19 protein-coding genes and 4 pseudogenes are annotated in these 23254 nt (G+C 61.3%); 9 read left to right on the forward strand and 14 right to left on the reverse strand.

From position 1 onward, the window contains the following. Nucleotides 1-300: 300 nt before the first annotated feature. Entirely contained in the window at nt 301-909 is a 609-nt protein-coding gene (locus tag Amn_RS30390; RefSeq protein WP_286299512.1) for a carboxymuconolactone decarboxylase family protein, read from the forward strand. Between the two features lie 512 nt (nt 910-1421). On the opposite strand, the gene Amn_RS30395 is transcribed toward Amn_RS30390, so the two are convergent. Next, a complete protein-coding gene (locus tag Amn_RS30395) occupies nt 1422-1604 on the reverse strand; it encodes a hypothetical protein (protein WP_286299514.1) in 183 nt (60 codons plus the stop codon). A gap of 20 nt (nt 1605-1624) precedes the next feature. Between Amn_RS30395 and Amn_RS30400 the strand changes: the two genes are divergently transcribed. Further along, the gene (locus tag Amn_RS30400; RefSeq protein WP_286299652.1) at nt 1625-1804 is read left to right on the forward strand and encodes a hypothetical protein; all 180 of its coding nucleotides are present in this window, start codon (nt 1625-1627) and stop codon (nt 1802-1804) included. Between the two features lie 842 nt (nt 1805-2646). Then, nucleotides 2647-2805, forward strand: a pseudogene (locus Amn_RS30405) (DUF736 family protein); the annotation flags it as partial. A gap of 137 nt (nt 2806-2942) precedes the next feature. Here Amn_RS30405 and Amn_RS30410 read toward each other — a convergent pair. The 4 genes and pseudogenes from Amn_RS30410 to Amn_RS30425 all read right to left on the reverse strand — a co-directional run bounded on the left by Amn_RS30410 (nt 2943) and on the right by Amn_RS30425 (nt 6716). Beyond that, nucleotides 2943-3245, reverse strand: coding sequence for a DUF736 domain-containing protein (locus Amn_RS30410; protein WP_286299516.1), 303 nt, complete (start codon nt 3243-3245; stop codon nt 2943-2945). A 326-nt stretch (nt 3246-3571) separates the two neighbouring features. After that, nucleotides 3572-4579: pseudogene (locus Amn_RS30415) on the reverse strand (tyrosine-type recombinase/integrase). Beyond that, nucleotides 4576-5496, reverse strand: coding sequence for a tyrosine-type recombinase/integrase (locus Amn_RS30420; RefSeq protein ID WP_286299519.1), 921 nt, complete (start codon nt 5494-5496; stop codon nt 4576-4578). Before Amn_RS30420 ends, Amn_RS30415 begins: the two are co-directional and overlap by 4 nt. Then, nucleotides 5490-6716, reverse strand: a complete 1227-nt coding sequence (locus tag Amn_RS30425) for a tyrosine-type recombinase/integrase (protein ID WP_286299521.1) — start codon at nt 6714-6716, stop codon at nt 5490-5492. Before Amn_RS30425 ends, Amn_RS30420 begins: the two co-directional genes overlap by 7 nt. 388 nt (nt 6717-7104) lie before the next feature. Here Amn_RS30425 and Amn_RS30430 point away from each other — a divergent pair, with 388 nt between their 5' ends. Further along, nucleotides 7105-7407 carry a DUF736 domain-containing protein gene (locus Amn_RS30430; protein ID WP_286299522.1) on the forward strand — a complete coding sequence of 101 codons (303 nt, stop codon included), beginning with the start codon at nt 7105-7107 and terminating at the stop codon, nt 7405-7407. Nucleotides 7408-7444: 37 nt separating this feature from the next. Here the strand turns inward: Amn_RS30430 and Amn_RS30435 are convergent, their stop codons facing one another. Continuing rightward, complete coding sequence (locus Amn_RS30435) at nt 7445-9883, reverse strand: TOTE conflict system archaeo-eukaryotic primase domain-containing protein (protein ID WP_286299523.1); 2439 nt, start codon at nt 9881-9883, stop codon at nt 7445-7447. 210 nt (nt 9884-10093) lie between these two features. On the opposite strand from Amn_RS30435, the pseudogene Amn_RS30440 reads away from it, so the two are divergent. Next, nucleotides 10094-10270 (forward strand): annotated as a pseudogene (locus Amn_RS30440) (DUF736 domain-containing protein); the annotation flags it as partial. Nucleotides 10271-10358: 88 nt separating this feature from the next. Here the strand turns inward: Amn_RS30440 and Amn_RS30445 are convergent. The 4 genes from Amn_RS30445 to traC all read right to left on the reverse strand — a co-directional run bounded on the left by Amn_RS30445 (nt 10359) and on the right by traC (nt 13280). Further along, on the reverse strand, nt 10359-10634 hold the full coding sequence (locus Amn_RS30445) for a WGR domain-containing protein (protein WP_286299525.1): 276 nt from the start codon (nt 10632-10634) through the stop codon (nt 10359-10361). Between the two features lie 217 nt (nt 10635-10851). Next, nucleotides 10852-12777: a Ti-type conjugative transfer system protein TraG gene (gene traG / locus Amn_RS30450; RefSeq protein WP_286299528.1), complete on the reverse strand. Its 1926-nt coding sequence runs from the start codon at nt 12775-12777 to the stop codon at nt 10852-10854. Continuing rightward, a complete protein-coding gene (gene traD, locus Amn_RS30455; protein ID WP_067968880.1) occupies nt 12764-12979 on the reverse strand; it encodes a type IV conjugative transfer system coupling protein TraD in 216 nt (71 codons plus the stop codon). Before traD ends, traG begins: the two co-directional genes overlap by 14 nt. Before the next feature lie 4 nt (nt 12980-12983). Further along, nucleotides 12984-13280 (reverse strand): conjugal transfer protein TraC, encoded by a 297-nt coding sequence (traC, locus tag Amn_RS30460; protein WP_286299532.1) that lies wholly within the window; start codon nt 13278-13280, stop codon nt 12984-12986. A 256-nt stretch (nt 13281-13536) separates the two neighbouring features. Here traC and traA point away from each other — a divergent pair, with 256 nt between their 5' ends. From traA to Amn_RS30475, 3 genes are read left to right on the forward strand one after another with little or no spacing between them, the layout of a single operon-like run. Next, complete coding sequence (gene traA, locus Amn_RS30465; protein WP_286299534.1) at nt 13537-16839, forward strand: Ti-type conjugative transfer relaxase TraA; 3303 nt, start codon at nt 13537-13539, stop codon at nt 16837-16839. Continuing rightward, complete coding sequence (gene traF, locus Amn_RS30470) at nt 16836-17366, forward strand: conjugative transfer signal peptidase TraF (protein WP_286299537.1); 531 nt, start codon at nt 16836-16838, stop codon at nt 17364-17366. Before traA ends, traF begins: the two co-directional genes overlap by 4 nt. Beyond that, complete coding sequence (locus Amn_RS30475) at nt 17287-18522, forward strand: conjugal transfer protein TraB (RefSeq protein ID WP_502874783.1); 1236 nt, start codon at nt 17287-17289, stop codon at nt 18520-18522. Before traF ends, Amn_RS30475 begins: the two co-directional genes overlap by 80 nt. 153 nt (nt 18523-18675) lie before the next feature. Here Amn_RS30475 and Amn_RS30480 read toward each other — a convergent pair whose 3' ends face one another. From Amn_RS30480 to Amn_RS30500, 4 genes and pseudogenes are all read right to left on the reverse strand, one after another. Continuing rightward, nucleotides 18676-18732, reverse strand: coding sequence for a hypothetical protein (locus Amn_RS30480; RefSeq protein ID WP_353622452.1), 57 nt, complete (start codon nt 18730-18732; stop codon nt 18676-18678). Between the two features lie 886 nt (nt 18733-19618). Beyond that, nucleotides 19619-20050: a hypothetical protein gene (locus Amn_RS30490; RefSeq protein WP_286299539.1), complete on the reverse strand. Its 432-nt coding sequence runs from the start codon at nt 20048-20050 to the stop codon at nt 19619-19621. Between the two features lie 240 nt (nt 20051-20290). Beyond that, nucleotides 20291-21291, reverse strand: a pseudogene (locus tag Amn_RS30495) (IS30 family transposase). A gap of 117 nt (nt 21292-21408) precedes the next feature. Further along, the gene (locus Amn_RS30500; protein ID WP_286299541.1) at nt 21409-21654 is read right to left on the reverse strand and encodes a hypothetical protein; all 246 of its coding nucleotides are present in this window, start codon (nt 21652-21654) and stop codon (nt 21409-21411) included. 47 nt (nt 21655-21701) lie between these two features. Here Amn_RS30500 and Amn_RS30505 point away from each other — a divergent pair, with 47 nt between their 5' ends. Then, complete coding sequence (locus Amn_RS30505) at nt 21702-23234, forward strand: Fic family protein (protein ID WP_286299543.1); 1533 nt, start codon at nt 21702-21704, stop codon at nt 23232-23234. The last annotated feature ends 20 nt before the right edge of the window (nt 23235-23254 follow it).

Consider the following 23254-nt stretch of genomic DNA (forward strand, 5'->3'; position numbering starts at 1 on the left):
GAACTGTTCGACGACGAACCGGGAAAGAATCGAGCGATGAGGCCTGGCTATTTGGAAAGCAGGGGGGGAATTCGGTTCACGCGACGCTGCCGCTCTCGGCCACAGATGGCCAGCCTGGCGTCGCGGCCAAGTCGTGCTCATGGAACTGGCTGTCGACACCCAGCGCGTGCCATGCCGTCGCTCCACCCGACTGGCTCGCCAAAGGCCGCAGCATTGGTTGTCGGGTAGCCCGCTCGGCATGATTGTCGTCCAGCTCATCAGCCGGCGCCGCCATAATTGCCAACCAAGGAAGGATCGACCATGCCCTGGATTGAAACAGTCGCGTATGAGGATGCCACCGGAAAGCTGAAAATGCTTTATGATCGGGTCAAAGGTCCGAACGACAATGTCGACAACATCATGATGATGCACAGCCTTCGCCCACATTCGATGGAAGGGCACATGGCGCTCTACAAATATGTGCTGCATCATTCTGGAAATACGCTGCCAAAATGGTTTCTTGAAGTTCTGGGTGTCTGGGTCAGCGCGCTGAACGAGTGCAACTACTGCGTCGCGCATCATTTTGCCGGTTTGAAGCGCATTCTGGGCGATGATGCGCGCGCCCATGCGATCCTTGCCGCAATCGAGGCGCGCGATCTGGACGCCGCCCCGCTGGATGCGGCTGAGAAGCAGGCCATGGCCTATGCCCGCCAGCTCACGCGGGATCCCTCGGGCCTGACGGAAAACGATGTCATCAGCCTGCGCGCGGCGGGTTTCAGCGATGGCGAAATTCTGGAAATCAATCAGGTCAGCGCCTATTTCAGCTATGCCAACCGTACTGTCCTGGGGCTCGGGTGCTCGACGAAAGGTGACATACTCGGCCTTTCTCCCAACAACTCCGACGATCCCGACAGTTGGAACCACTCCTGATCTGGAGCCAGTCATGTGCCCCGAGCACGACATGCCTTGCTGCCACCGGCGACTTTCCCTGTACGGATCATGAGTTCGTCGCTGTCGGGCGTTTGATGCGGATGAACGATGTGTGATCGCGGCCCGGTGCATTGGCGGCCAAAGCACCGGGCAGTGAGTTGCTGGCACACCGTCGCCAATATTCGACGCAGGCTCAGACAACGTCGGGCTATTCCGCAACTTCAAGTACGATGAGCCTCGACCACCGGAAGACAGTCTTGGGGTCGGTTCGACTTCAAGGTCAGGTTTTGGTGAGATTGCCGCGCAGGCTCGCCTGTTTGCTGCGCAAGATCAGTTGCGCCTTTGGTTCGAGCGACATGCCGGTCCAGATTGAAGCGATGTCCGGTCTGATCGAAGATCAAGCCGGTGCCACGATGCGTTGTCGATCACTTCTTGGTCCGGGCGGGATATCGCCACCGCAACTGCCGACAATGCCGACAGCGTCGCTGTAACGGCCGTGAGGTCGACGGCGGCTATTTGCAGTCGTCGATCAGCGCCTTACCGTCCAGCACGGCAGCCACATCCTGATCCTGATTTCCCATCATTGCTGCCACGCGCTCCAAAGAGGCTGTCAACATGGCCTGCTCCCAATCGAGCAGCTTGTTGAACTCTTCCTGAAACCGCGCCTGCACGCCATCGGGTGAAGCAGCCAGCAAGCTGCGGCCGGTTTCGCTCAGTGAAAGCCAAGACTGACGACGATCCCGGTGGCCGCGCTGCGCCTTTCAAGCGAAACGACGAGATGTTGGACATCATGCCGAAGGGCGTGATGCACTTCCCCGGCACCGGCATCAACGACAACCTTGCCGACAAGGCAAAGAAGCTCGGCATCCCCGTCTGGAAATTCGGCGGCGCGTAAGCGTCGCCATCTTCTACTCTCACCAATGCGTAAGGCCGACCGTGTCCTCGACTTGTTCCCAGGGGAATGTAGCCTGTTCTGTAAGTCCGCGGATGGCTTGGCCGCGGTCACCCACTGGCATTGCGAAACACCCCTAGTTGCCTCGCGTTCTCGATCAACGGCGTGGTTGCGGTCGCTATTGCTGCTTTCCTGAGGCTCGGTGGAATGGCAGACGACGACCAAGCCGACCGGTGTCTGGGCTTGATGTCGCGGCACGACGCGGCGGACCTTGCACAGCGATTGGACCGTCCTGTCCTGAGAGGCACGGGTGAGGTGCGGCAGGTAGCTTCATCGTTGAATGGGCCAGCGACTGCAGCCGCGCGGTGTTCGTAGGCACCGGCACGCCGTCTCATGCCGCCCGAGCAAAACGGGAGCGGGGCGGCGCTTTCCGTGGGGGCGGCGCAGGTACGTAAGTCAGACGGCAGAGCAAGGAGTAAAGTTGAGATTTGCGGAAATGTCATTTTCGCTGGTTTCAGGTGTAAATGGTCGCCAGCCTCGGTCATCCGTTCAGCGAGCGCTCCAAACGGCCTCTCCATGGGCTGATCTGGCCGAAGGACGGCTAACGCCTCGACCGCCTATGCCGCAACAGCGCGTCTCGACTTTCTTCCCCTGCCGGCACCCACCCCATGCAGCGAGCTGCATGGGGACCCCGGGATGGCCGTCATTCCTCGCGAAACAAGAAACTCGATCCTGCGCCGTCCTCCGCTTTGCTGCGGTCGCAGGCGATGCGTCGTCAGTCGCCTCCGGCCCATCGATCGCCATTGAGGCCGCATGGTGCGGTCTCGGGAAAACGGAGAAATACCATGGCGACCATTGGCACCTTCAAAAAGACCGGCGACAACGAGCTCACCGGCGAAATCTTCACTCTCAGCCTCCAGGTCAAAGGCGTGCGCATCGTCCCCGATCAGCGCGCCACCGGCGAGAACGCCCCCAGCCACCGCGTTCTCGTCGGTCGCGCCGATTATGCGTAGCGCAGGATTATGCGAAGTCGCGTGCTGGAGGTCCCGGTTTTCCGGGGCTTTTGTCGTTGTTTTGCTCCGCATAATAACGGGCTGATGGCCGCGGCGCCCCGTTGTGGTGTGAGGCGCCGCGGTGTCGGTCAGCGTGACCAGATCAGCGCATACTTGCCATCGTCGCCTTCGAAGAGGTTGGCGTAGATGGGTGCGCTGAAGGACGGATCGTCGAGCTTGACCGAGTGGTAGGTCCGATCCTCCTTGGAGGTCCGGCGCCAGGCGGCACCGATCTCGACGCCGGAGACGATGACCCTCAGGTCGGGCGCCTTGTCGCTGGTGGTGGCGGGATCGCTGGGGATGAGGCGCGCCTTGGCGTCGATGGCGAGGGTCTTGATGGTGCCGGTGTAGGTGCCGTCGCTGCTGAGGGTGAACGAACCGATCTGGGACATGGTGGAACTCCTGTGCTGTGTTCAAGCCCGCGACCATCGCGGCCTTGTGGCGATCGGGAGCCCCGGGACGGCCGACCCGCACCGTCAGGCCGCAGCGCATGCGAAGGACGGCGCGCGGCGATCTTGTTGTTGGGCGAGGAGCGGCGCAGCCGCGGGGAAGAAGATCGCCGTCGCGCTGTTGCGGGGAACAGGCCGGGTCGCAGACCGCATCCCGGGGCAGATCCGCCCAGAACAAGGCCCGTCGGTCGCAGGGCATCACGGCACCGGAAGAACCACCCAGACCCGGTCAGACTGCATTGCCATGATGCTCATGCGGCCTATCCCCCTTATGTCGGCACGATATGCGCATCGGCCATCAGCGACGCGATCAATGCGTCGGGCGCCCTGAAGCGACCGCGACGAAGCGCCGGCGGCAGCACCGCCTCGACGGCCTCGAGCTTTTCGGACGGATCCATCCGCAGGTAGACCTCGGTCGTGCGGATATCGGCATGGCCGAGCCAGAGCGCAACCTTGCGGATGTCGCGTGTGGCCTGCAGCATGAGAACGGCACAACTGTGCCGCATAAGATGCGGCGACAGCGGCCGGCCGATCAGCGTCGGGCATACAGCGGCGGCCGTCTTTGCATGCTTTTCGAGGATGTACTCGAAGCCGGCCCGGGTCATTGCCATCCCCTGAGCGTTGACGAACAGCTCCGTCGCGGGTGGCTTTCCGCGTACCGCAAGCCAGGCTCGCAGGTCGCGGGCGGTTTCTTTCCAGAGCGGAAGGCTGCGTTCGCGCCGGCCCTTACCGAACACCAGGATGCTCGGACTGGGTTGCAGCGTGACGTTCTCCAGGGTGAGGCCGACCAACTCGGAGACGCGCAGGCCACCGGCGAAGCAGAGGTGCAGCATCGCCCGGTCCCGTAGCCCCAGGCGTGTCGTCACGTCGGGCGCGTCGAGCACGGCGCGGACCTCGTCCATGGTCAGGTGGCGGATGAGCTTGTGGTCATGGCGCTTGCCGGGGATAGCGTTGATCTGGGCGATCTGCTCCAGGGCGCTTGGGTGCCGCAGTTCGACATAGCGCATGAACGCCTTGATCGCGGCGAGCCGTGCATTGCGGGTCGCCGCGCCGTTGCCGCGATCATGTTCGATGTGATGCAGGAACGCGAGCACCATCTCCGCGTCGATCTGCTCGAGCTGGAGCAAAGACGGGCGCGTGTGCAAGCGCCGAGCCGCGAAGACGAACAGCAGCCGGAAGCTGTGTGCATAGGCCTCGCAGGAGTGCGGACTCTAACCACGCTGCTGCGGCATGTGCTCACCCATGAAGCTGGTGATGAGCGGAGCGATCGGCGTCATGGACGCCTCCCATCGATCAACGCCCCGGCGGCGGCGGCGATATCGCCCATGAGGTCAGGCGTGGCTTCAAGATACCAGTAGGTATGTCGGATGCTCGCGTGGCCGAGATACGTGGAGAGCGCGACGAAGTCCCGCGCCACATCATCCCGACCCATCGCGCACTGCTCCAGCGCGCGGGTCGCGAAGGTATGGCGCAGATCGTGGATACGCGGGCTGCGCGACCGATCCTGACCGACGCCAGCCTTGCGCAGGATCACATGGAAGGTGCTCTCGACGGTCCGAAGGGGCATCGGCTTGGCATCCACCGAGAGGAACACATGGTCGTCCGTCCCAGCGAACCGCCGGCGGACCTCAAGATAGGCCCGCAGCGCTTCGACCACACTGGCATGCATCGGCACGAGGCGGCTCTTGTTGAACTTGGTCTGGCGGATGTTCAGCACGCCGTCGGGCAGCAGATCGTCCACCCTCAGGTTCAGAGCCTCCGATATCCGCAGGCCCGTCGACGCCAGCAGTCCGATCAGCATCACATAGATGTGGCGCCTGAGCGGACTGGGCTTCTGGCGCCGCAGATTGCCTGCGGTATCGAGCAGGCGCCTCAGTTCCTCGGATGTGTAGATATAAGGCGCGGGACGTTTTGCAGCACTGTGGTTGGGATGATGGTGCGGCACTTCATGGGCGCGATCCTCGGCGCGCAGGAAGCGCGCGAAGAGTGCTATCTCGCCAAGCCGCCGCTGGTGACTGCGCGGGGTCGAAGACACGGCCGACGCCCAGGCGATCGCGGTCTCGCGGCGAACATGGGTATCGCCGCGGCCGACCGCATAGCGCGCGAATGCGGTGAGGTGTCGAGCCGTCTTTGCGAGCTTGAAGCCGAGCGAGCGGCGCAGCTTGATGTAACGATCGGCATCGTCGGTCAGCATGGCGACCTCCCCGGCCAGGGCTGGGCGATGGCCGACAGAAGCGCGATATCGACCTTGGCATAATGCGCCGTCATCACCGGCGATCGATGGCGCAGCACCGTGCCCACATTGGTCAGACTGACGCCGTGGCGGAGCATCGCCGTAGCCGCCGAGTGCCGCAGGATATGCGCGCCTTTATAATGGCTCTCGACACCCCCGCGTTTGAGCGCGCGCTTGACCAGGCATTTGACCGTGACGCGGTCGATCGGTCGCAGCGGCGCATATTCGGTAATGAACAGGGATGGCACGGCCAGAATTGGCCGGCCGCGTTCGATATAGGCAAGCAGAGCGTCGCCGATCTCCTGGGTGAGCGGCAGCAACTCCTCGCGGCGGCCTTTGCCGAACAGGCGAATGCTCCCCTGCCGCCAGTCGATGTCGTCGAAGCTGAGCCGTGCGACCTCGCTCGCCCGAAGTCCGAGCCGGACCAGAAGCAGGATGATCGCCCGGTCTCGTAGGCGACGCTCTCCCGCGCACGCCCCGATGATCCGCGCGATATCGGCATCGGGCAGGAAGCGCGGGATCGACGCTAGCCGCCAGCCCGCAACATTGGGCATGGCGTGGTCGAGCCCGGGCCGGCATCGTCCTGTCGCGATCAGGAAGCGCAGGAAAGCCCGGATGCCGACCGATATCCCCTTCATCCGCGAGACCGATACCGTTTTCGCGCGTCCGGTCATGTAGGCTCGGATCGTCGCCGCGTCGTAGGCGCTCGGTGTCTCCCCCAATGCATCGACGAAGGGAGTGATCGTCCCGAGATACGTGGCCAGCGTCGTCTCGGCCAACCCGAGCTGCTCACGGACACAAGCCGCAAACTCAGCCACCAGGGGCGCAACCCGTTTGGCCGGCAGGCACGCCAACACGCCGTGATCCTCGAGATAGGCAATGAATAGCTTGGCGGTCTCGACCGCGTCTTGGTTGACGTCACCGCGGAAGCGCGGGCACTGTCCCGCTGTTATCAAGGCGAACGATGCCGCATACGCCTCACGGATCGCAGCGAGCGTGTAGCTTTCCGCGCGCGCCCAGTGCGTCCAGCTCGCAAGCAGCCGCATCCTTTCGATGACGGTGCGCGGCGTATACCGTCGCTCACGCAGCCATTGAGCAAAGCCCGTCGCGTGGTCCGCGGCCATTCCCGCCTTCAAGCGGTCCCCGACCGCGTTCTTACGAACATAAACACCTGTCGGCATGTCGCCTCCTTTTTGCATGTAGAGGCGGGACTATGATCCGAGAGGACTGTCATTCGGAACGTCAGTGATTGGACCTGGTGCTGTCGTGCGATGTGAGAACGACCGGGTCTGGGTGGTTCTTCCGGTGCCGTGATGCCCTGCGACCGACGGGCCTTGTTCTGGGCGGATCTGCCCCGGGATGCGGTCTGCGACCCGGCCTGTTCCCCGCAACAGCGCGACGGCGATCTTCTTCCCCGCGGCTGCGCCGCTCCTCGCCCAACAACAAGATCGCCGCGCGCCGTCCTTCGCATGCGCTGCGGCCTGACGGTGCGGGTCGGCCGTCCCGGGGCTCCCGATCGCCACAAGGCCGCGATGGTCGCGGGCTTGAACACAGCACAGGAGTTCCACCATGTCCCAGATCGGTTCGTTCACCCTCAGCAGCGACGGCACCTACACCGGCACCATCAAGACCCTCGCCATCGACGCCAAGGCGCGCCTCATCCCCAGCGATCCCGCCAATACCAGCGACAAGGCGCCCGACCTGAGGGTCATCGTCTCCGGCGTCGAGATCGGTGCCGCCTGGCGCCGGACCTCCAAGGAGGATCGGACCTACCACTCGGTCAAGCTCGACGATCCGTCCTTCAGCGCACCCATCTACGCCAACCTCTTCGAAGGCGACGATGGCAAGTATGCGCTGATCTGGTCACGCTGACCGACACCGCGGCGCCTCACACCACAACGGGGCGCCGCTACTCGATCACATAGCCCAGCGCGCGATAACCCGCCCGTCGCTTCCCAGCCATCCGGGCGAGGACCGGAACCGTCTGATCGACATAGTCCACGACCAGAACATCCCTCTTTCCATCATGCTCCCGATGCAGCCGGCCCACATACTGCGCCAGGGTTCCCTTCCAGGCGATCGGCATCGTCAGGAAAAGCGTGTCGAGACGAGCATCGTCGAAGCCTTCGCCGATATAGCGGCCTGTCGCCAGTATCAGCCGCTCATGACCATCGGAGACATTCAATGCGGCATTAGCTGTCTTGCGATCGGTTGCCGACATGCCGCCACGCAGGACCACGAGATTTCTCACGAATGGCGAGAACCTCTTCTGAAGATAATCGAGGTGGTCTTTCCGCTCCGTCAGAACGATGGGCGAACGCTTGGCCTCAAGCGATTTCAGTACATCGTCGAAGATCAGATCATTCCGGCCACTGTCCTGCGCCAGCGCAGCATAGATCGCAGGCATTGACGGCCGTTCGGCTGAGGCCAGCGATGTCGGGAGTTCAAACTGCGTGGAGCGATCGCGCGCGCGGTGGCGGATACCACGTTCCGCGGCTTGAACCCGTGCATCGACCCTATGGCGAACGGGACCGCATTGCATGAAGATGATCGGATGGTGCCCATCTTTCCGGGCAACGGTCGCCGACAGGCCGACGACGTATCGCGCCTTCGACCGCCTGGCGACCAGCTCGAAGCTCGTTGCGGACAGGTGATGGCATTCATCGACAATCAGGTGACCGTAATCAGCGACCATGTCCGCAACCTCACCCTTGCGCACCAGGCTCTGGATGAGCGCCACATCAATGACGCCTGTCGGCTTTCTTTTCCCGCCGCCAACAACGCCGATCTGTTTTGGATCTATCTGCAAAAAGGTTCGTAGACGCTCCACCCATTGAGTGAGCAGTTCCCGTCTGTGCACCAGGATGAGCGTGTTTCGGGCACGGTGCGCAACGAGCGCCGCCGCGACGACCGTCTTGCCAAAGGCGGTCGTCGCGGCAAGCACGCCGTTCTCATGGGCGACAAGAGCATCGAAAGCCGCCAACTGCGGCCGTCGTAATTCGCCCTGGAAGGATACGCCCGCGGGAAATGCCGTGCCGATTTCACGCAGATCTTCCAGATCGGCAACGGCGCCATGGTTTTCGATGAGATCGATTGCTTCCTCGAGGCAACCCCGAGGTAGAGCGACATGCTGCGCATATAGCTCGGCGCACGAGACGACCCGAGGCTTGCCGAATGTCGGCAGCCGCATTGACTGGGCCCGATAGAACTCCGGGTTCTGGAAAGCTGCCAGACGAATAAGCTGCGCAATCAGGGCCGGCGGAAGGTCTGTCCGGTCGATGTAAACCTGATCGGCGACCACGATCCTGATGCTGTGCGGTATCGCGGCCTCAATACGCCGTGGCACGCTGCGGCGCGACGGCGACATCTTCCACGGCTCGTCTGCATGTTCGTCGTCCACCGGCATGCGGACGCCCAGAACCCGACCTGACAGCTCCGCCTCGTCCGCAATCCTGAAGGCCATGTCAGCCGACAATCTGGGCAGGGTCGACAGATACGCCCATTGGTCCTCGTAAGGCCGCAAATCGTTGTCGACAAAAACGCTGTTGCCGCTCTCCCGTGCCTTTCTCTGCAACGGCAGTGCAATCAGATTGCCAAAGCCCCCAACGGGCATCGTGTCCTGATTGGGAAAGAAGCGATCATAGGATGTGAAGCCGATCTCGGGGCGCTTTTCCATCGTCTCGGTGATCAGGGCAGAGCCCATTTGCCTGGCGGTCCTTGCCGGAACGGGCTCGGAGAAGAATATCCAGACATGGCCGCCGTTCCCTGACCTCGACCGCTCCAGGGCGGCGGCAATTCCTTTCGCATGACAGGTGCCGAGCAATGCCCTGGCATCATCCGCCCAGCTTTCCTTGTCGAAGTCGGCGGCAAGGAACCAGCATGTCTCATCTCGCAGCAATGGATACACCCCGGCGACAAAGTCACCGGAGCGGGCACCGCCGCCGCGCAGATGTCTTTCGATGATGTCCTCGGACGGTGGGATGAATGCCTGATGCGGGCATTCTCCACATTTCACCTTCGGCTTGGCGCAAACTCCCTTCGCCCACTCGTTCGAGCAGGCAGGCGAATATCCTGAACTTCCCGTCTTTCTGTTTTCCCATCGAACCGGAAAGACGTCGGGACGCCCAGCGAACAGACGGCGGAACAATTCGATTTTCTCGGCCGATGACGAGCTGTTGGTAACAGGGGCATCGGCAAAGGCTGTCCGCTCGGCGGCATGGCGATCGGATGTCAGCTTCTGCTCAAGCGTTTCCAGCTCGCGCGCAAGCGCCGTCCGCTCCGCATCCAGAGCAGCCAACCGCCGCCGAATACCCGCGATTTCGTCCGAAGTGTCACCCTCGTCGGCCAAAACCTCTGCCTATCTTCTCAACGTTCACGTCACGGCCGACCATACGCCAAAACCGCCGCTGCCTTAAGGCAGGCAATGCGTAGCCAGCAACGGTTCAATGAGATTATGCGGAGCGGAAACCGCCGGAACAGGCGGAAAACCAGGCTCTCCAGCCCACGACTCCGCATAATCCCGCGCTACGCATAATCGGTGTTATGCGGTGCACCGCATAAGGCCGAGATCGGCGCCGCCTGGTCCAAGACCTCCAATGAGGGCCGCGACTATCTGGGCCTCAAGCTCGACGATCCGAGCTTCAACGCCCCGATCTACGCGAACCTCTTCAACGACGAGGAAGGCGAAGCCTTCTCCCTCATCTGGTCCCGCCCGAACGGCCGGCGGGGCGACTGAGCCCAACCAGGGTCCCGGCCGCATCGGTCGGGACCTCCCCTCAACTGGCGCCGGCTCCGGGCAACGGAATGCGAAGCCGCAGACTGTTTCACCTTGTGCAACTGCTGCACTTTCTCCCGGTACTTGGATTTCCGTATCCCCGTCGCCTCTTCATGTGCTCCAGACACCTCATGGCTCGATTTGCCTGGTCGGGCTCATCGAAGGTTTCGATCATGGCTTGTCCGTTGGTTCCAATCCGCCCCCAGGTCCGAATGACCGATACGCCGCCAAAAAGATTGGGCTGGAGGGTTAGACTGTAGAACCGGCGCATGTTCAGGGCCGGGTCGATGCGGTGCAGATGAATGTTGTCTGGGGGGGTGCGCATAGCCGAGAGTCTCTGTGTGAACGCGCGGCGTGTCCAACAACATGTTTGAATCGATCCATCTTGATCGATTCATTACGGTGATACGTTTTCAATGCGAAATGCTGGCCACTCTGTTCCCGTGCGCCACCACGACAGCGAGACATGAGGACGGTGTTCTATCCACGAAAGACGCAGCTGAGACGGACAGGTACAGGCAAGTGCCGGTCAGACGTACTGCTCACGCTTCGTCCTCGTTCAAGTGAAATCTGTTTTGGCGGACACAACCTGTCATGTCATCGCGCCGGAACCAGACTGCGCGTCCGCATCGGAGCGGGGGATTGCCGGCGGTAAATACAATCTGCTCATCCGAGCGCATGCGCATGACCTCGTCGGGCAGGATTAGTGGTCGCCGGTATAATTGCTTGGATCGCGACCGCGACGATCCTGACGTCTGGCTGGTGCGGCTGACCTGGTCGACCTCGACAGTGGTGTCGCCGCAGCGCCTTGAGATGTAGTCGGCGGTGTCAGGATCGTTGATCGCCGCAAAGCTTATCCAGGACGCGCTCTCGAACCATTTGCTCGTCGCGTCCCGGCCGCCATAGGCCTCGCGCATCTGTCCGATCGACTGAAAGATCATGATGAGCGTCAGGCCGTATTTGCGCCCCGCATCGCGCGCTGTTTCGAGGATGCTGAGATAACCAAGCCGGGCGACCTCATCGAGCACGAATAGTGTCTTTGCTGCGACAGCACCTTTTCGATTGTAGATTGCGTTCATAAGAGCACCGATGATGACACGGGCAAGGCCGGGATGTGCTTCCAGAACCTTGAGGTCGAGCGCGATGAAGAGGTCGGTGCCACCGTTCGCCAGGTCATCGGTTGTGAATGCCTCGCCCGACACCAGCGCCGCATAATTCGGATAGGAGAGCCAGTGGGTCTCCTTTACGGCGTTAGCGTAGACGCCGGAAAATGTCTCCGGGGTCATGTTCACGAACACCGCGACGTTCTCTTTCACAAACGCGGATGCCGACTGCTGATGTATTTGCGTGAGACGTTCTCGCAGTTTCGGCTCGGGCTCGGAAAGGTTTGTGCGCACTTGCCTGAGGGTCTGGTTTTTGGGGCCTGTATGTCCTGACAGACAGACATCGGCGATGAGCGCAGTCAGAAGCTGCAGCGCGGAGGCGCGGAAAAAATCATCTCGCGCGGAGGTTTGTCGTGCGTTGTCGGTCATGACCCAGGTCGCGACCGCGACAATGTCCTCTTCCTTCGTGCTGCCAAAGCGACCGATCCAGTCAAGGGCGTTGAAGCCAATCGTGGCTTCGGCGGGATCGAGAACCACAACATTGCGGCCCGCTCTGCGGCGATGTGCGATTACCATCGGCGCAACCTCCGACGACGGATCAAGCACCACCAGGCTGCCTGCCCATTTGAGGGCCGTGGGGATCGTTACCGACGTTGTCTTGAAGCCGCCTGAGCCGGCAAAAACCATGCCATGACACGAACCGAAAGATCCGTCGAAGCAGAGCAGCGGTGAGCGCCCACCTGCGCCCCAGCTCTCCTTGCTGTAGGCGCGAAATGCCATTGCAGAGACGCTGTCGCGATCGACGCGATATCGCTCTCCAACTACGATCCCGCCAGTGTCGGGAAAGAGCCGTTGGGCTTCCTGCATGCTCATCCACTCGGCTTCGCCATGCACCGCTCGCTTGCCGCGAATACGGCGCGGCGCTCCTCTCGCGAATGCTGCATTGCCTATCACTGCGACGCGAAACCCAAAGAGGCCGCTGAAAAGAGCAACAAGCACGCCGAGTATGGTGGCCGGATCGGCATAGAAGAGCGCCGACTGTCCGACCGGCAGGTGACCCGTGAGCATGGAAAGCCTCATCGTTTCACGAACCATTGCGATGAGAATCGCCACAGTGCTTCCCGTCACCACGCCCCAGCCCGCGGCCTTGATGTTTGCTGCACCTGCTGCTGCGAACAGGAAAATGATGCCAACTGTTGCCGACAGAATGCAAGGCAAGGCGACGACGGCATGGCCGAGTATCAGGCGAGCGCCATCGTTCGTTCCGAACGCTGCCAGCCAATCACCAGCGCCCGTGGGGCAGTACAGACTTGCGATCATCAGTGTTGCGGGCGTGACGGCAAGCAAAAGCTTACTGGCCGTCATGACCGAATGCCTCCGCACCAATCTGTGCCAGCCTGGATCGTTCGGTTTCGTCTTCTTGCAGCCGTCGGCGCCCATCTAGCAGCAAGCCAAGCAACAGCGCCCGTTTCTCGTAGCGGAGCCCTGCCTTCACGATCAGGCCACCCAGCTCGATGTTCTCTCGCGTGTCCTTCTTGCGGGCTTCCGATGTGGCAAACCGCGACATGCGTTCAAGCCTCGCCGCCGCCGCCCGCAGCCGGGACAGCCGTGACCTTGGCGGCTGATGGGCGATCTGACCTGCCAGCTCCACCTTCCGGCTTCTTGGACGGCTTTTCGTTGCCGTGGCGAAACCGGCCGGCCAATTCCTCGAACCTCGCAAGCAACTCGCCATCTTCGATGTCGATCTCACCGAGCCCGGCCTTAAGTGCTATCCTCCCGATGCGCTCAGCCTCGCGCGTTTCAGCTTGCCGTAGTTGCTCCTGCAGGCGGGCGATCTCGTCCCTGATCTTCGATGATGGCCTTTTCATTCCGGTAGCCTCTTCCATTGTCTGGATTGAGCGAAGCGCACCAGGTCAGGATCAACGGGGAGGATGCGCAGCGCATCCCCGTTTATTGCGCAGTCGGCGATGCCGACGCGATGCAAGATGATCCGGCCGTTCCGAAGGAGCGGTCCAAGGGCGCAATTATACGTCGCTGACGCGACGCGTTGCTCAGCGGCCTGCCCAGCAGCCGCTCCTGACGAACGCACGAGTGTCCGTTCGCTGTCCAGGAGCAATCTCTACCGTGGCTGTCCCGCACTTCTCCGTCAGCATCGTCAGCCGCGGTGACGGCCGCAGCGCGGTGCTGTCGGCCGCCTACCGGCATTGCGCGAAGATGGAGTACGAACGCGAAGCGCGCTCGGTCGACTACACACGCAAGCAGGGACTGCTCCATGAGGCGTTTTCGGTGCCACCCGATGCGCCGCAATGGCTGCGCAGCCTGATCGCCGACTGCTCGGTGGCAGGGGCTTCGGAAGCCTTCTGGAACAAGGTCGAAGCCTTCGAGAAACGCTCCGATGCCCAGCTTGCCAAGGACATCACCATTGCCTTGCCGCTTGAGCTTTCTGCCGAGCAGAACATCGCGCTGGTGCGGGATTTCGTCGAACGACACATTCTCGCCAGGGGCATGGTTGCGGACTGGGTCTATCATGATGCGCCTGGCAATCCGCATGTCCATCTGATGATGACCCTGCGACCACTGACCGAGGACGGTTTTGGTCCCAAGAAGGTTGCCGTCATTGGTCAGAACGGCGAGGTCTTGCGTAACGCCGCCGGCAAGATCGTCTATGAGTTATGGGCCGGCGGCATGGACGACTTCACGGCCCTTCGCGATGCCTGGTTCGAGATCCAGAACCAGCATCTGGCACTCGGCGGGGTCGACCTGCGTGTCGATGGCCGCTCTTATGCCGAGCGTGGCATCGACCTCGTGCCAACCACCCATATCGGTGTTGGCGCCAAGGCGATCCAGCGCAAGTCAGCGCGTGAAGGCCATGAGATGTCGCTCGAGCGGATCGAGCTGCTCGAGGCGAGGCGCAAGGAGAATGCGAGCCGGATCCTGAAGCGACCCGAGCTCGTGCTCGATATCGTCTCTTCGGAGAAAAGCGTCTTCGATGAACGCGACATTGCAAAGATCCTGCATCGTTATGTCGACGATGCCGTCACGTTCCAGCAGCTGATGGTGCGCATTCTGCAGAGCCCGGAGGCGTTGCGCATCGAGCGCGACGGCATCGACCTTGCGACGGGAGCAAGGATCCGTTCCCGCTACACGACGCGTGAACTGATCCGCATCGAAGCGAAGATGGCGAAGCAATCGCTGTGGCTGTCACAACGCACATCACATGGCGTCCGGCAGAAGGTGCTGGACAGTGTGCTGGCGCGTCATGCGCAGCTGTCGCAGGAGCAGCGTGTCGCCATCGAGCATGTGGTGGGTGAGGCACGCATCGCTGCTGTCGTCGGTCGTGCAGGCGCGGGCAAGACCACGATGATGAAGGCAGCACGCGAGGCGTGGGAACTGGCGGGTTATCGTGTTGTCGGTGCTGCCCTTGCCGGCAAGGCAACGGAAGGCCTCGAGAAGGAAGCAGGCATTGTCAGCCGCACGCTGGCGTCGTGGGAGCTGCGCTGGAAGCAGGGCAGGGACATGCTCGACAAAAGCACGGTGTTTGTCCTCGACGAGGCGGGCATGGTTGCCTCGAAGCAGATGGCACTTGTCGTCGAAGCAGCAACCCTGGCCGGCGCAAAGCTGGTCCTGGTCGGTGATCCCGAGCAACTCCAGCCGATTGAAGCAGGTGCTGCGTTTCGGGCGATCGTTGACCGCATCGGCTATGCCGAACTCGACACCATCTACCGCCAGCGCCAAGAATGGATGCGGGCCGCCTCTCTCGACCTGGCGCGTGGCCGCGTCGCACAGGCGATTGGGGCGTATGGTGAGCATGGCAGAGTGCGTGGGTCAGAGCTCAAGGCACAGGCGATCGACAGTCTGATCGGCGACTGGAACAGTGACCACGATGCGACAAAGACCACACTCATCCTGGCCCATCTTCGGCGTGACGTGCGCGCACTCAACAGCCTGGCGCGTGAGAAGCTCGTCGAGCGGGGGATCGTCGGCGTGGGACATGACTTCCGCACTGATGACGGTCTTCGCCGGTTCGACGCTGGCGACCAGATCGTCTTCCTCAAAAACGAGACGTCGCTCGGGGTGAAGAACGGCATGATCGGGCGTGTCGTCGAGGCGGCACCAAACCGGATCGTTGCGGCCATAGGCGAGGGTCAGCATCGCCGGCTGGTCAAAGTCGAGCAGCGCTTCTATCCCAACATCGATCATGGTTATGCGACCACGATCCACAAGTCTCAGGGCGCGACCGTCGACCGGGTCAAGGTGCTGGCTTCGCTCTCGCTGGATCGGCATCTCACCTATGTCGCAATGACCCGGCACCGGGAGGACATGGCACTCTATTACGGGCGTCGTTCCTTCGCCAAAGTGGGCGGGCTTGAGACGATCCTATCTAGAACGAACGCCAAGGAAACCACGCTCGATTACGAGCGTGGCACACTCTACCGGCAGGCACTGCGCTTTGCCGAGAACCGTGGGCTGCACATATCGCGTGTTGCACGCACCCTGGTTCGCGACCGGCTCGACTGGATGCTGCGCCAGAAGGAGCGGCTTGCCGACCTGGCGCAACGGTTCCGTGTCCACGGCAAGCGCCTTGGCCTGTTGCAAAGCCAGACAACGCAAATGCGCAACAGGGCCGAACCGATGGTCGCCGGTGTCACGGTGTTTGCCAGGTCGCTGGCCGATGTCGTCGAGGAAAGGCTTCTCGCCGATCCGGCCCTTGCCAAGCAGTGGGAGGAGATGTCCACACGCTTCCGCTATGTCTTTGCAGATCCGGAGGCCGCTTTCCGGGCAATGGACTTCAATGCGCTTCTGACGAACCACAAGGCTGCGCAACACACACTTGCTCAGCTCGTCAGCGAGCCGGCATCGCTCGGAGCATTGAAAGGGCGAACGGGCCTTCTCGCGTCAAAAGCTGACAAGGAGGCGCGCCGTGTTGCCGAGGTCAATGTGCCGGCACTGAAGCGCGACATCGAGCGCTATCTGCAGATGCGCGCGGTTGCTGCCGAAAGGATCGAAAAGGAGGAGCAGGCACATCGTCACCGGCTGTCGATCGAAATCCCGGCGCTGTCGCCGGCCGCCAGGTCAGTGCTGGAAACGATCCGCGAGGCGATCGACCGCAACGATCTTCCAGCCGCACTCGCCCATATCCGCGACAATCGCGAGGTGAAGCTGGAGATCGCTGGCTTCAACCGTGCCATTGCTGAACGCTTCGGCGAGCGGACGTTGCTTACCCACGCAGTCCGGGAGGACTCGGGCTTTCTCTTCGACAAGGCCGCCGAGGGTCTTCGACCTCTCAAGCGCGAGAAGCTGCGTCAGGCCTGGCCGGTGATGCGCGCGGCCCAGCAGATCGCTGCTCATGAGCGCACAGCGCAGACATTGACGCAGGTCGAGCAGTTACGACTGGCGCAGCGCCAGGGATTGGCGTGGAAGCTATGAAGCGCAGGCGCATCGCAAACGTTCTCGGCATGGCTGTCGTCAGCGCTACAATACTTGCCATGATTGGCTGGGTCGGCGGCTACAGGCTCAACCTGACATCAAGCGCGGCAATCGGCCTTTGGCGCATTGAGCCGACGGAGCGCGCCGTGGCCGTTGGCGATACAGTCTTCATTTGCCCTCCTGCGACCTCCATGTTCATGGAGGCGTTCGGTCGGGGCTATCTGCGTGGCGGACTTTGTCCGGGTGGGCTGGCCCCGCTACTCAAGACTATCGTGGCCGTTGCCGGCCAGCGCGTCTGGATCGGCGACGATGTCAGCATCGATGGCAGGCCGCTTGCTGCCTCGCGCATCCATCACAGGGACGGTCAGGGCAGGGTGATTTTCCCCTTTTCCGGAGGCACCGTGCCGCCTGGCTACCTCTTCCTGCACTCATCCTCAGAGAGCTCATATGACTCCCGATATTTCGGGCCGATCCCCGCATCGGGCCTTCTCGGTCGGGCTCGCCCGGTCTTCACCTTCCGTCCCTGATTATGTCCGCGGCATCACGCTGACAGCGACTGCCGCTTTAGTCGGCTGCGTTGCCTGGAGCGGCGATCCGTTGAGCTTGCCGCTTGCGTTCGCCTTTCCAGCTCTATGGACCTGGTCGCCATCCCGCCTGATCGCGGCTCTGGTATCGCTAGGATATTTCCTCGCAGCCTCCCGTGGGTTGCCGCAGGGCGTTGCCACCTATTACGCATCCGACCTTTGGCCTGGTCTGTTGCTTTGGATCGTCGCATCGCTCTCTTTCGTCGGCGTGCATACGGCGATGTGGACTGGGCAGCGGGGGAATGCGAGGTCGCTGCGCTATCTGGCGGCGGCGGTGCTTTTGGGACTGCCGCCCTTCGGTATCATTGGCTGGGCACATCCGTTGACCGCGGCGGGCGTTCTGTTTCCGGGGTGGGGATGGTGGGGCCTCACCGGGGCAGCCGCCAGCTTGGCGATGATGACATCGCGATTCTGGCCAGCTGCGGCCATCGTCCTGGGGGCTTTCTGGTTATCGTCCGCCGCAACATGGACGCCTCCCGCCCCACCGAATGGGTGGAAAGGCGTCGATCTCGAACTGGGACAAAGCTTGGGGCGAGACGGCTCGCTCGAACGTCACCGTGACCTGATCAATATGGTTCGGCGGGAAGCGGGTGAGGAAGGGCGCGTCGTTGTTCTTCCCGAAAGCACGCTCGGCTTCTGGACCCCGACCTTAGAGAAGCTTTGGCGCGCGGGGCTGGAAGGAAGCGAAGTCTCTGTCATCGCTGGAGCGACAATTGTCGATGCGCAAGCATACGACAATGTCATGGTTGCGATTTCGGCCGACGGGGCGCGCGTCCTCTATCGCCAGCGCATGCCTCTTCCGGTCTCCATGTGGCAGCCCTGGCTTGCATGGACCGACCAAGGCGGCGGAGCGCGGGGGAACTTCTTCGCCAATCCTGCGGTCGAGCTGGGCGGTTATCGGATTGCGTCGCTTATCTGCTACGAGCAGCTCATCCTCTGGCCCGTCCTACAGTCCATGATTTATGCGCCCGAGATTGTCGTCGCCACCGGCAATGGCTGGTGGACGGGTGGCACGTCAATCGTCGCCATTCAGAGGGCCAGCGCCGCTTCCTGGGCCCGGCTATTCGACGTTCCCCTTATCACCGCCTTTAATCTTTGATCGCTGCAGCAGCCTTATGCATCTTCCCAAATTTGTTCTGATTGGCGAAAAATGTAATCAATTTTGTATACGGCCTTTTGGCGCCGCAAGATGTCGCCTCACTTGCGAGTCGGTAGTCTTTATGTCGCTTTCGCTTTCGGCTGACGCGCGGGCTCAAAGGAAACAATCGGAGATCGTCTGCGGTCCGTCTTCGCGTACATGCCGCACCACCTCACTGAACCGGGCTTTTGCGTCTTCCGGTTTCGATCGTCCCGCCGCCGTCCGGCTGCCAGACCGCTTTGTCTTCGTCAGTTCAACCTGCTTGCCATCGATCCATACTTAGTCAGCTAGTGGCCGGACCTCCAGATCAGTGCGCGAAAGGAAAAGTGATTGCTCGCAGCGAGTGGAGGTTTGCGAAGCCATTGTGCCACCCGCCGAACGCGACGCGACAGTCGCGGCCGCCATGAGAGGAGTTGACCGCTCGGTGTCGCTACTTCTGGGAAGGAGGAATTTGGCAGCAACCGTGAGATACGTATGCCAACGCCAAGGATCTTCTCCGCTACGCCGGCTGATCCTGTCCCCCTGGGAGACCGGGTCCGCCTCCTCGCGGCATTGGACGAGGATGGCTCGATCCCGGTTGCGGAGTGCTTGGGCGCGTTCCGGGAGACGCGCTCGATGGCCGGGCTTTCGTCACTGATCCTGCATCGTTTCGTCGCGTCGATCCCGAAGCGCGGATCGGTCCAGCCCGTACGCTGCTGCCACCCCTGACCGGGTCCAACCTTATAGCAGCACCTGCCCATTTCGCGACCCTCCGGTGATAGACGGGTTGACGCTGCTTGCTGCTCGGGATGTTTTCCATGGCCGCATGTACGTCCGCGCAGTGACAAACTGATCTTATGGGTTCCTACATGTTCTCAGCTGCTCAGAAGCTCTGTTACCATGTGATGTTTGTAAAGAAGAGGTAGCAGAAATACGCAGCTCCAATCGCCATAATTGCTATCGTGAGCCATGCGAACATTTGTTCGATCGTTTGCCATGAGTATTTCATAGCTATATTCTCGATTTGAGCATTTACTAAACCGATGTGGGTTTCGACTGATGATTTTGCGAGCGGCGCTCATCCGGCAGGCAGTACTGCTGTTGCTTCCTGCTCCGGGATGCCGTCCATTGCCGCGAGCGTGTCCGCACAGCGAACGTCCGCACCCACTACCTCACCCGACCCAAATAGCACCCAACCGCCTTCTCTGACAAAGTCGTCGCGCTGCCAGGCACTCAGTGCCTTAAGTGCGGTCAGCTGCTGCTCAGCATTGTTATCCGATATGAACCTATTGACACATTCGGAGGCGGCGAGTTCCGTCCTTGCGTTACGTGCCGCTACGTTAGCCATCAATCCGGCAGATCCACCAGTAACCCATCCTCCAGCCGTGAATCCAAGCACCATTGTCAAGATGGAGGCAGAAATTACTGACCAAAACCAGATCTTCTTGGAAGGAGTGTATTGGTCCCATCGTTGCCAAAGAGACATTTGTTCGTTGTTCTGAGTAAACATTTTGCATTCTCCAGCCTTGATATTCACTCAAGGGTCGGATCGTCACGAAGTATAACACATTATTACAAAGCCATGGGGGCTGTCACGGGAGTGTGATAATAAGTTACAACGTGGCCGACATGCCCGCTGGGCCGCCCGCCCGTGGCGTTTTGGGGCGGGTGTGCCGGAGATTGAAGCATGCAACTCTTCTGCTCTTGCGGTGTGAGTTCTCGTCGAAGCGCGACTTCGCAGCGGCTCAGGTTAGCCTGACGTTCTCGGCGCCGTCATCATCTTTTGCCGGAACACTTCAGCGGGCGTCTTGAAGCCGAGGCATTTGCGCGGCGTCGTGTTGAGTTGGTGGCAGATGCCCTTCAGGTCGCTGTCGTTGACCGACAGTGGATCGAGATCTCGCGGCAGCCATTTTCGGGCTCTGCGATTGGTGTTTTCGACCGACCCTTTCTGCCACGGTGACTGTGGGTCGCAGAACCAGGTTTGCACGCCGAGCCCGGCCTGGAGATACGGCCAGTCGGTGAATTCGGTGCCGCGATCAAAGGTGATCGAACGCCGCGCGCCATGGGGAAGGGCGCTCAACGTATCGATCAGCCCGTCCATGATTGGCTTCGACTGCCGGTCGTTGTTGCGCAGGAACACCGTAAATCGGCCGACCCGTTCAACCAATGATGTGATGTTGGCCTTGCCGAACTTCTTGCGGAACTGCACTCCCAGTGGCCAAGCTGCTTGCGCTCCCGGACGATGTCCGGGCGGTGCAGATTGCTGAGTTCTGGGCTGAATCTTCGGCCGTGACGTCGCCGCACATGGCGTGGCCGGCGCCGCGCCCGACGCTCGGGCAGATAATGCCAAAGCTTCATCTCCTGGCCGTCGCTCGAATAGGCAAAGCGGTAGATCGTCTCGTGGCAGACCCGCGTCGGGCTTCTCTCGAGGTGCAGCCGGCCGGCGATCTGCTCTGGCGACCAGCCATGCTTGATCCGCTCGATGATCGCCGATCGCAGGCGCGGGAAACGCGCCAGCTTGCGATATCGGCTACGGCGCTCCTTGACCTTGCTGTCGGCGGCGACACAGAAGTAGCCGGTCAGATCCGGCATCTCCGCGTCCTCGAAGACATTCCTGCGCAGCTCACGGAAAATCGTCGAACGATGCCGGCCGAGTTTCTCGGCAATCACATCGACACTGACCCCGGCTTGACGCCAGCGGGCGATCTTGCGCCGCTCATCGAGATCAATCTGCGAGTAGGTGCGTTTCATCTGCGGTTCCTTGCGTGCGATAACCTATTGGTATCGCTGCAAAGTCGCACTTCAAGGTAGAACCCACCCGGTTACAAATTTTGCCGCGTAACGGGAATTATGGAACAAGCATGCCTTTCAGAAACGCCGATTAGCTGGGTTTTTGCTGTTCGCGGTCGTCTGCAAGCTTGGCTGACGATCGGCTTGGACGCATTCGCCGTCAACAATGCGCGTTATTGGCCGCCTGCTATGTCCATTCAGGCGCGTCATCGTGCAGAGCGGACGTTGAGGTTGGGTGTAGGCATCGTCGCGGTGATAGTCGGAACCGTCGTTTACGGCTAGAACAGATTTCATGAAATGTTGTAGAAAGTTATCAATTTTCATGAAATACTCCGATTTGGCGTGTCTTTCATAGATTGGTATCGGAATTCATGGAAATCGAACAACGAAAGCCATTTTCAGAAGCGGTAACCGCTTTTCACGGGCGTCCACTGCCCGAAGCGGCCATTCCAGTCGGTTACGCCGCATTGATTGACGCCTTCGAGTTGGAGGTGCCAATCCCGATCCACCTGGCGGCGATCGGTCCGCGGCACAAGGTCTACGAGGCTGACGGATGGAAGCTCTATACCCCACGCCACCAGCCAGACGCCAGTGTCAGCGGTCATCTCACCTTCGCGCTTCGCTATGAAGGGCTCGACCTTGCAGTTCTCAAGACGCTGTTTTTTGCCACGGGGCCCGAGCCGATCGTGGCCCTGATACGCGCAGCTCCAACCGGCTCCTACGCACGGCGGATCTGGTTCCTGTACGAATGGCTGCTCGACACTCGGCTCGATCTGCCTGACGCGACGCTCGGAAGCTACGCGCTTGTCCTCGACCCGGACCAGCAATGGGCAACTAAGGGGACGACATCGTCACGCCATCGCGTGAAAAACAATCTGCCTGGTACGCCCGCATATTGCCCGCTGATCTTTCGCACGCCGACGCTGGAGCGGTTTGTAGCACGCAATCTCAGTGACCAAGCACGGCATCTCGTGGCCGACCTGCCCGCAGACCTCCTTGCCCGCACTGCGGCGTTTCTGCTGCTCAAGGATTCGCGATCGAGCTTCCAGATCGAGGGCGACGATCCGCCCCAGGAGCGCATTCAACGCTGGGGGCACGCGATTGGCGAGGCGGGCCGTCGCCCGATCGACCGCGCCGAATTGGAGCGCTTGCAGGGCATTGTCATCGGAGACGCACGTTTCGTACATCTCGGATTGAGAGATCAGGGCGGGTTTGTTGGCGAACACGATCGTCAGAACGGTACACCCATTCCCGATCACATCAGCGCACGGCATCAGGATTTACCGGCTCTAATCGACGGCCTGACGGCTTTTGATCGTGGCGCCGCGCGGGATCTCGATCCGGTTCTTGCCGCGGCCGTCCTCGCATTCGGCTTCGTCTACATCCATCCGTTCGAGGATGGAAACGGCCGGCTCCACCGCTACCTTATGCATCATGTTCTGGCAGAACGCGGCTTCAACCCACCCGGTCTTGTCTTCCCCGTATCGGCCGTCATTCTTGATAGGATTGCCGACTACCGGCGCGTGTTGGAAACCTATTCACGTCGTCTTTTACCACTCATCCGCTGGCGCCCCACTGACCGGGGGAACGTCGCGGTCCTCAACGAGACGGCGGACTTCTATCGCTATTTCGATGCGACGCCCCAGGCAGAGTTTCTGTTCGAATGCGTCGCGCGCGCAATCGATGTCGACCTACCTTCTGAGACCGCGTTCCTTCGGAGGTACGATAGTTTCAAGGCACAGGTGCAAGGAATGGTCGACATGCCGGACCGGGTACTCGACCTCCTGTACCGGTTCTTGCGACAGAACGGGGGCAAGCTGTCGAAGCGTGCGCGCGAAAATGAGTTCGCCGCCCTTACCGACGATGAAGCTGTGCGGATCGAGGCAATCTACGCAGACGTCTAACAGCCGTGTTTGCGTTTGCA

This window comes from Aminobacter sp. Y103A (genome assembly GCF_030294925.1).
GTDB classification, from domain to species: Bacteria; Pseudomonadota; Alphaproteobacteria; order Rhizobiales; family Rhizobiaceae; genus Aminobacter; species Aminobacter ciceronei.

What these genes read in the sequence shown, in the direction of transcription:
- Amn_RS30390 (WP_286299512.1), top strand. Translation starts at nt 301, where the DNA reads ATGCCCTGGATTGAAACAGTCGCGTATGAGGATGCCACCGGAAAGCTG.
- Amn_RS30410 (WP_286299516.1), bottom strand. Translation starts at nt 3,245, where the DNA reads ATGTCCCAGATCGGTTCGTTCACCCTCAGCAGCGACGGCACCTACACC.
- Amn_RS30420 (WP_286299519.1), bottom strand. Translation starts at nt 5,496, where the DNA reads ATGCTGACCGACGATGCCGATCGTTACATCAAGCTGCGCCGCTCGCTC.
- Amn_RS30425 (WP_286299521.1), bottom strand. Translation starts at nt 6,716, where the DNA reads ATGCCGACAGGTGTTTATGTTCGTAAGAACGCGGTCGGGGACCGCTTG.
- Amn_RS30430 (WP_286299522.1), top strand. Translation starts at nt 7,105, where the DNA reads ATGTCCCAGATCGGTTCGTTCACCCTCAGCAGCGACGGCACCTACACC.
- Amn_RS30445 (WP_286299525.1), bottom strand. Translation starts at nt 10,634, where the DNA reads ATGCGCACCCCCCCAGACAACATTCATCTGCACCGCATCGACCCGGCC.
- traG (WP_286299528.1), bottom strand. Translation starts at nt 12,777, where the DNA reads ATGACGGCCAGTAAGCTTTTGCTTGCCGTCACGCCCGCAACACTGATG.
- traD (WP_067968880.1), bottom strand. Translation starts at nt 12,979, where the DNA reads ATGTCGCGGTTTGCCACATCGGAAGCCCGCAAGAAGGACACGCGAGAG.
- traC (WP_286299532.1), bottom strand. Translation starts at nt 13,280, where the DNA reads ATGAAAAGGCCATCATCGAAGATCAGGGACGAGATCGCCCGCCTGCAG.
- traF (WP_286299537.1), top strand. Translation starts at nt 16,836, where the DNA reads ATGAAGCGCAGGCGCATCGCAAACGTTCTCGGCATGGCTGTCGTCAGC.
- Amn_RS30475 (WP_502874783.1), top strand. Translation starts at nt 17,287, where the DNA reads ATGACTCCCGATATTTCGGGCCGATCCCCGCATCGGGCCTTCTCGGTC.
- Amn_RS30490 (WP_286299539.1), bottom strand. Translation starts at nt 20,050, where the DNA reads ATGTTTACTCAGAACAACGAACAAATGTCTCTTTGGCAACGATGGGAC.
- Amn_RS30500 (WP_286299541.1), bottom strand. Translation starts at nt 21,654, where the DNA reads ATGAAAATTGATAACTTTCTACAACATTTCATGAAATCTGTTCTAGCC.
- Amn_RS30505 (WP_286299543.1), top strand. Translation starts at nt 21,702, where the DNA reads ATGGAAATCGAACAACGAAAGCCATTTTCAGAAGCGGTAACCGCTTTT.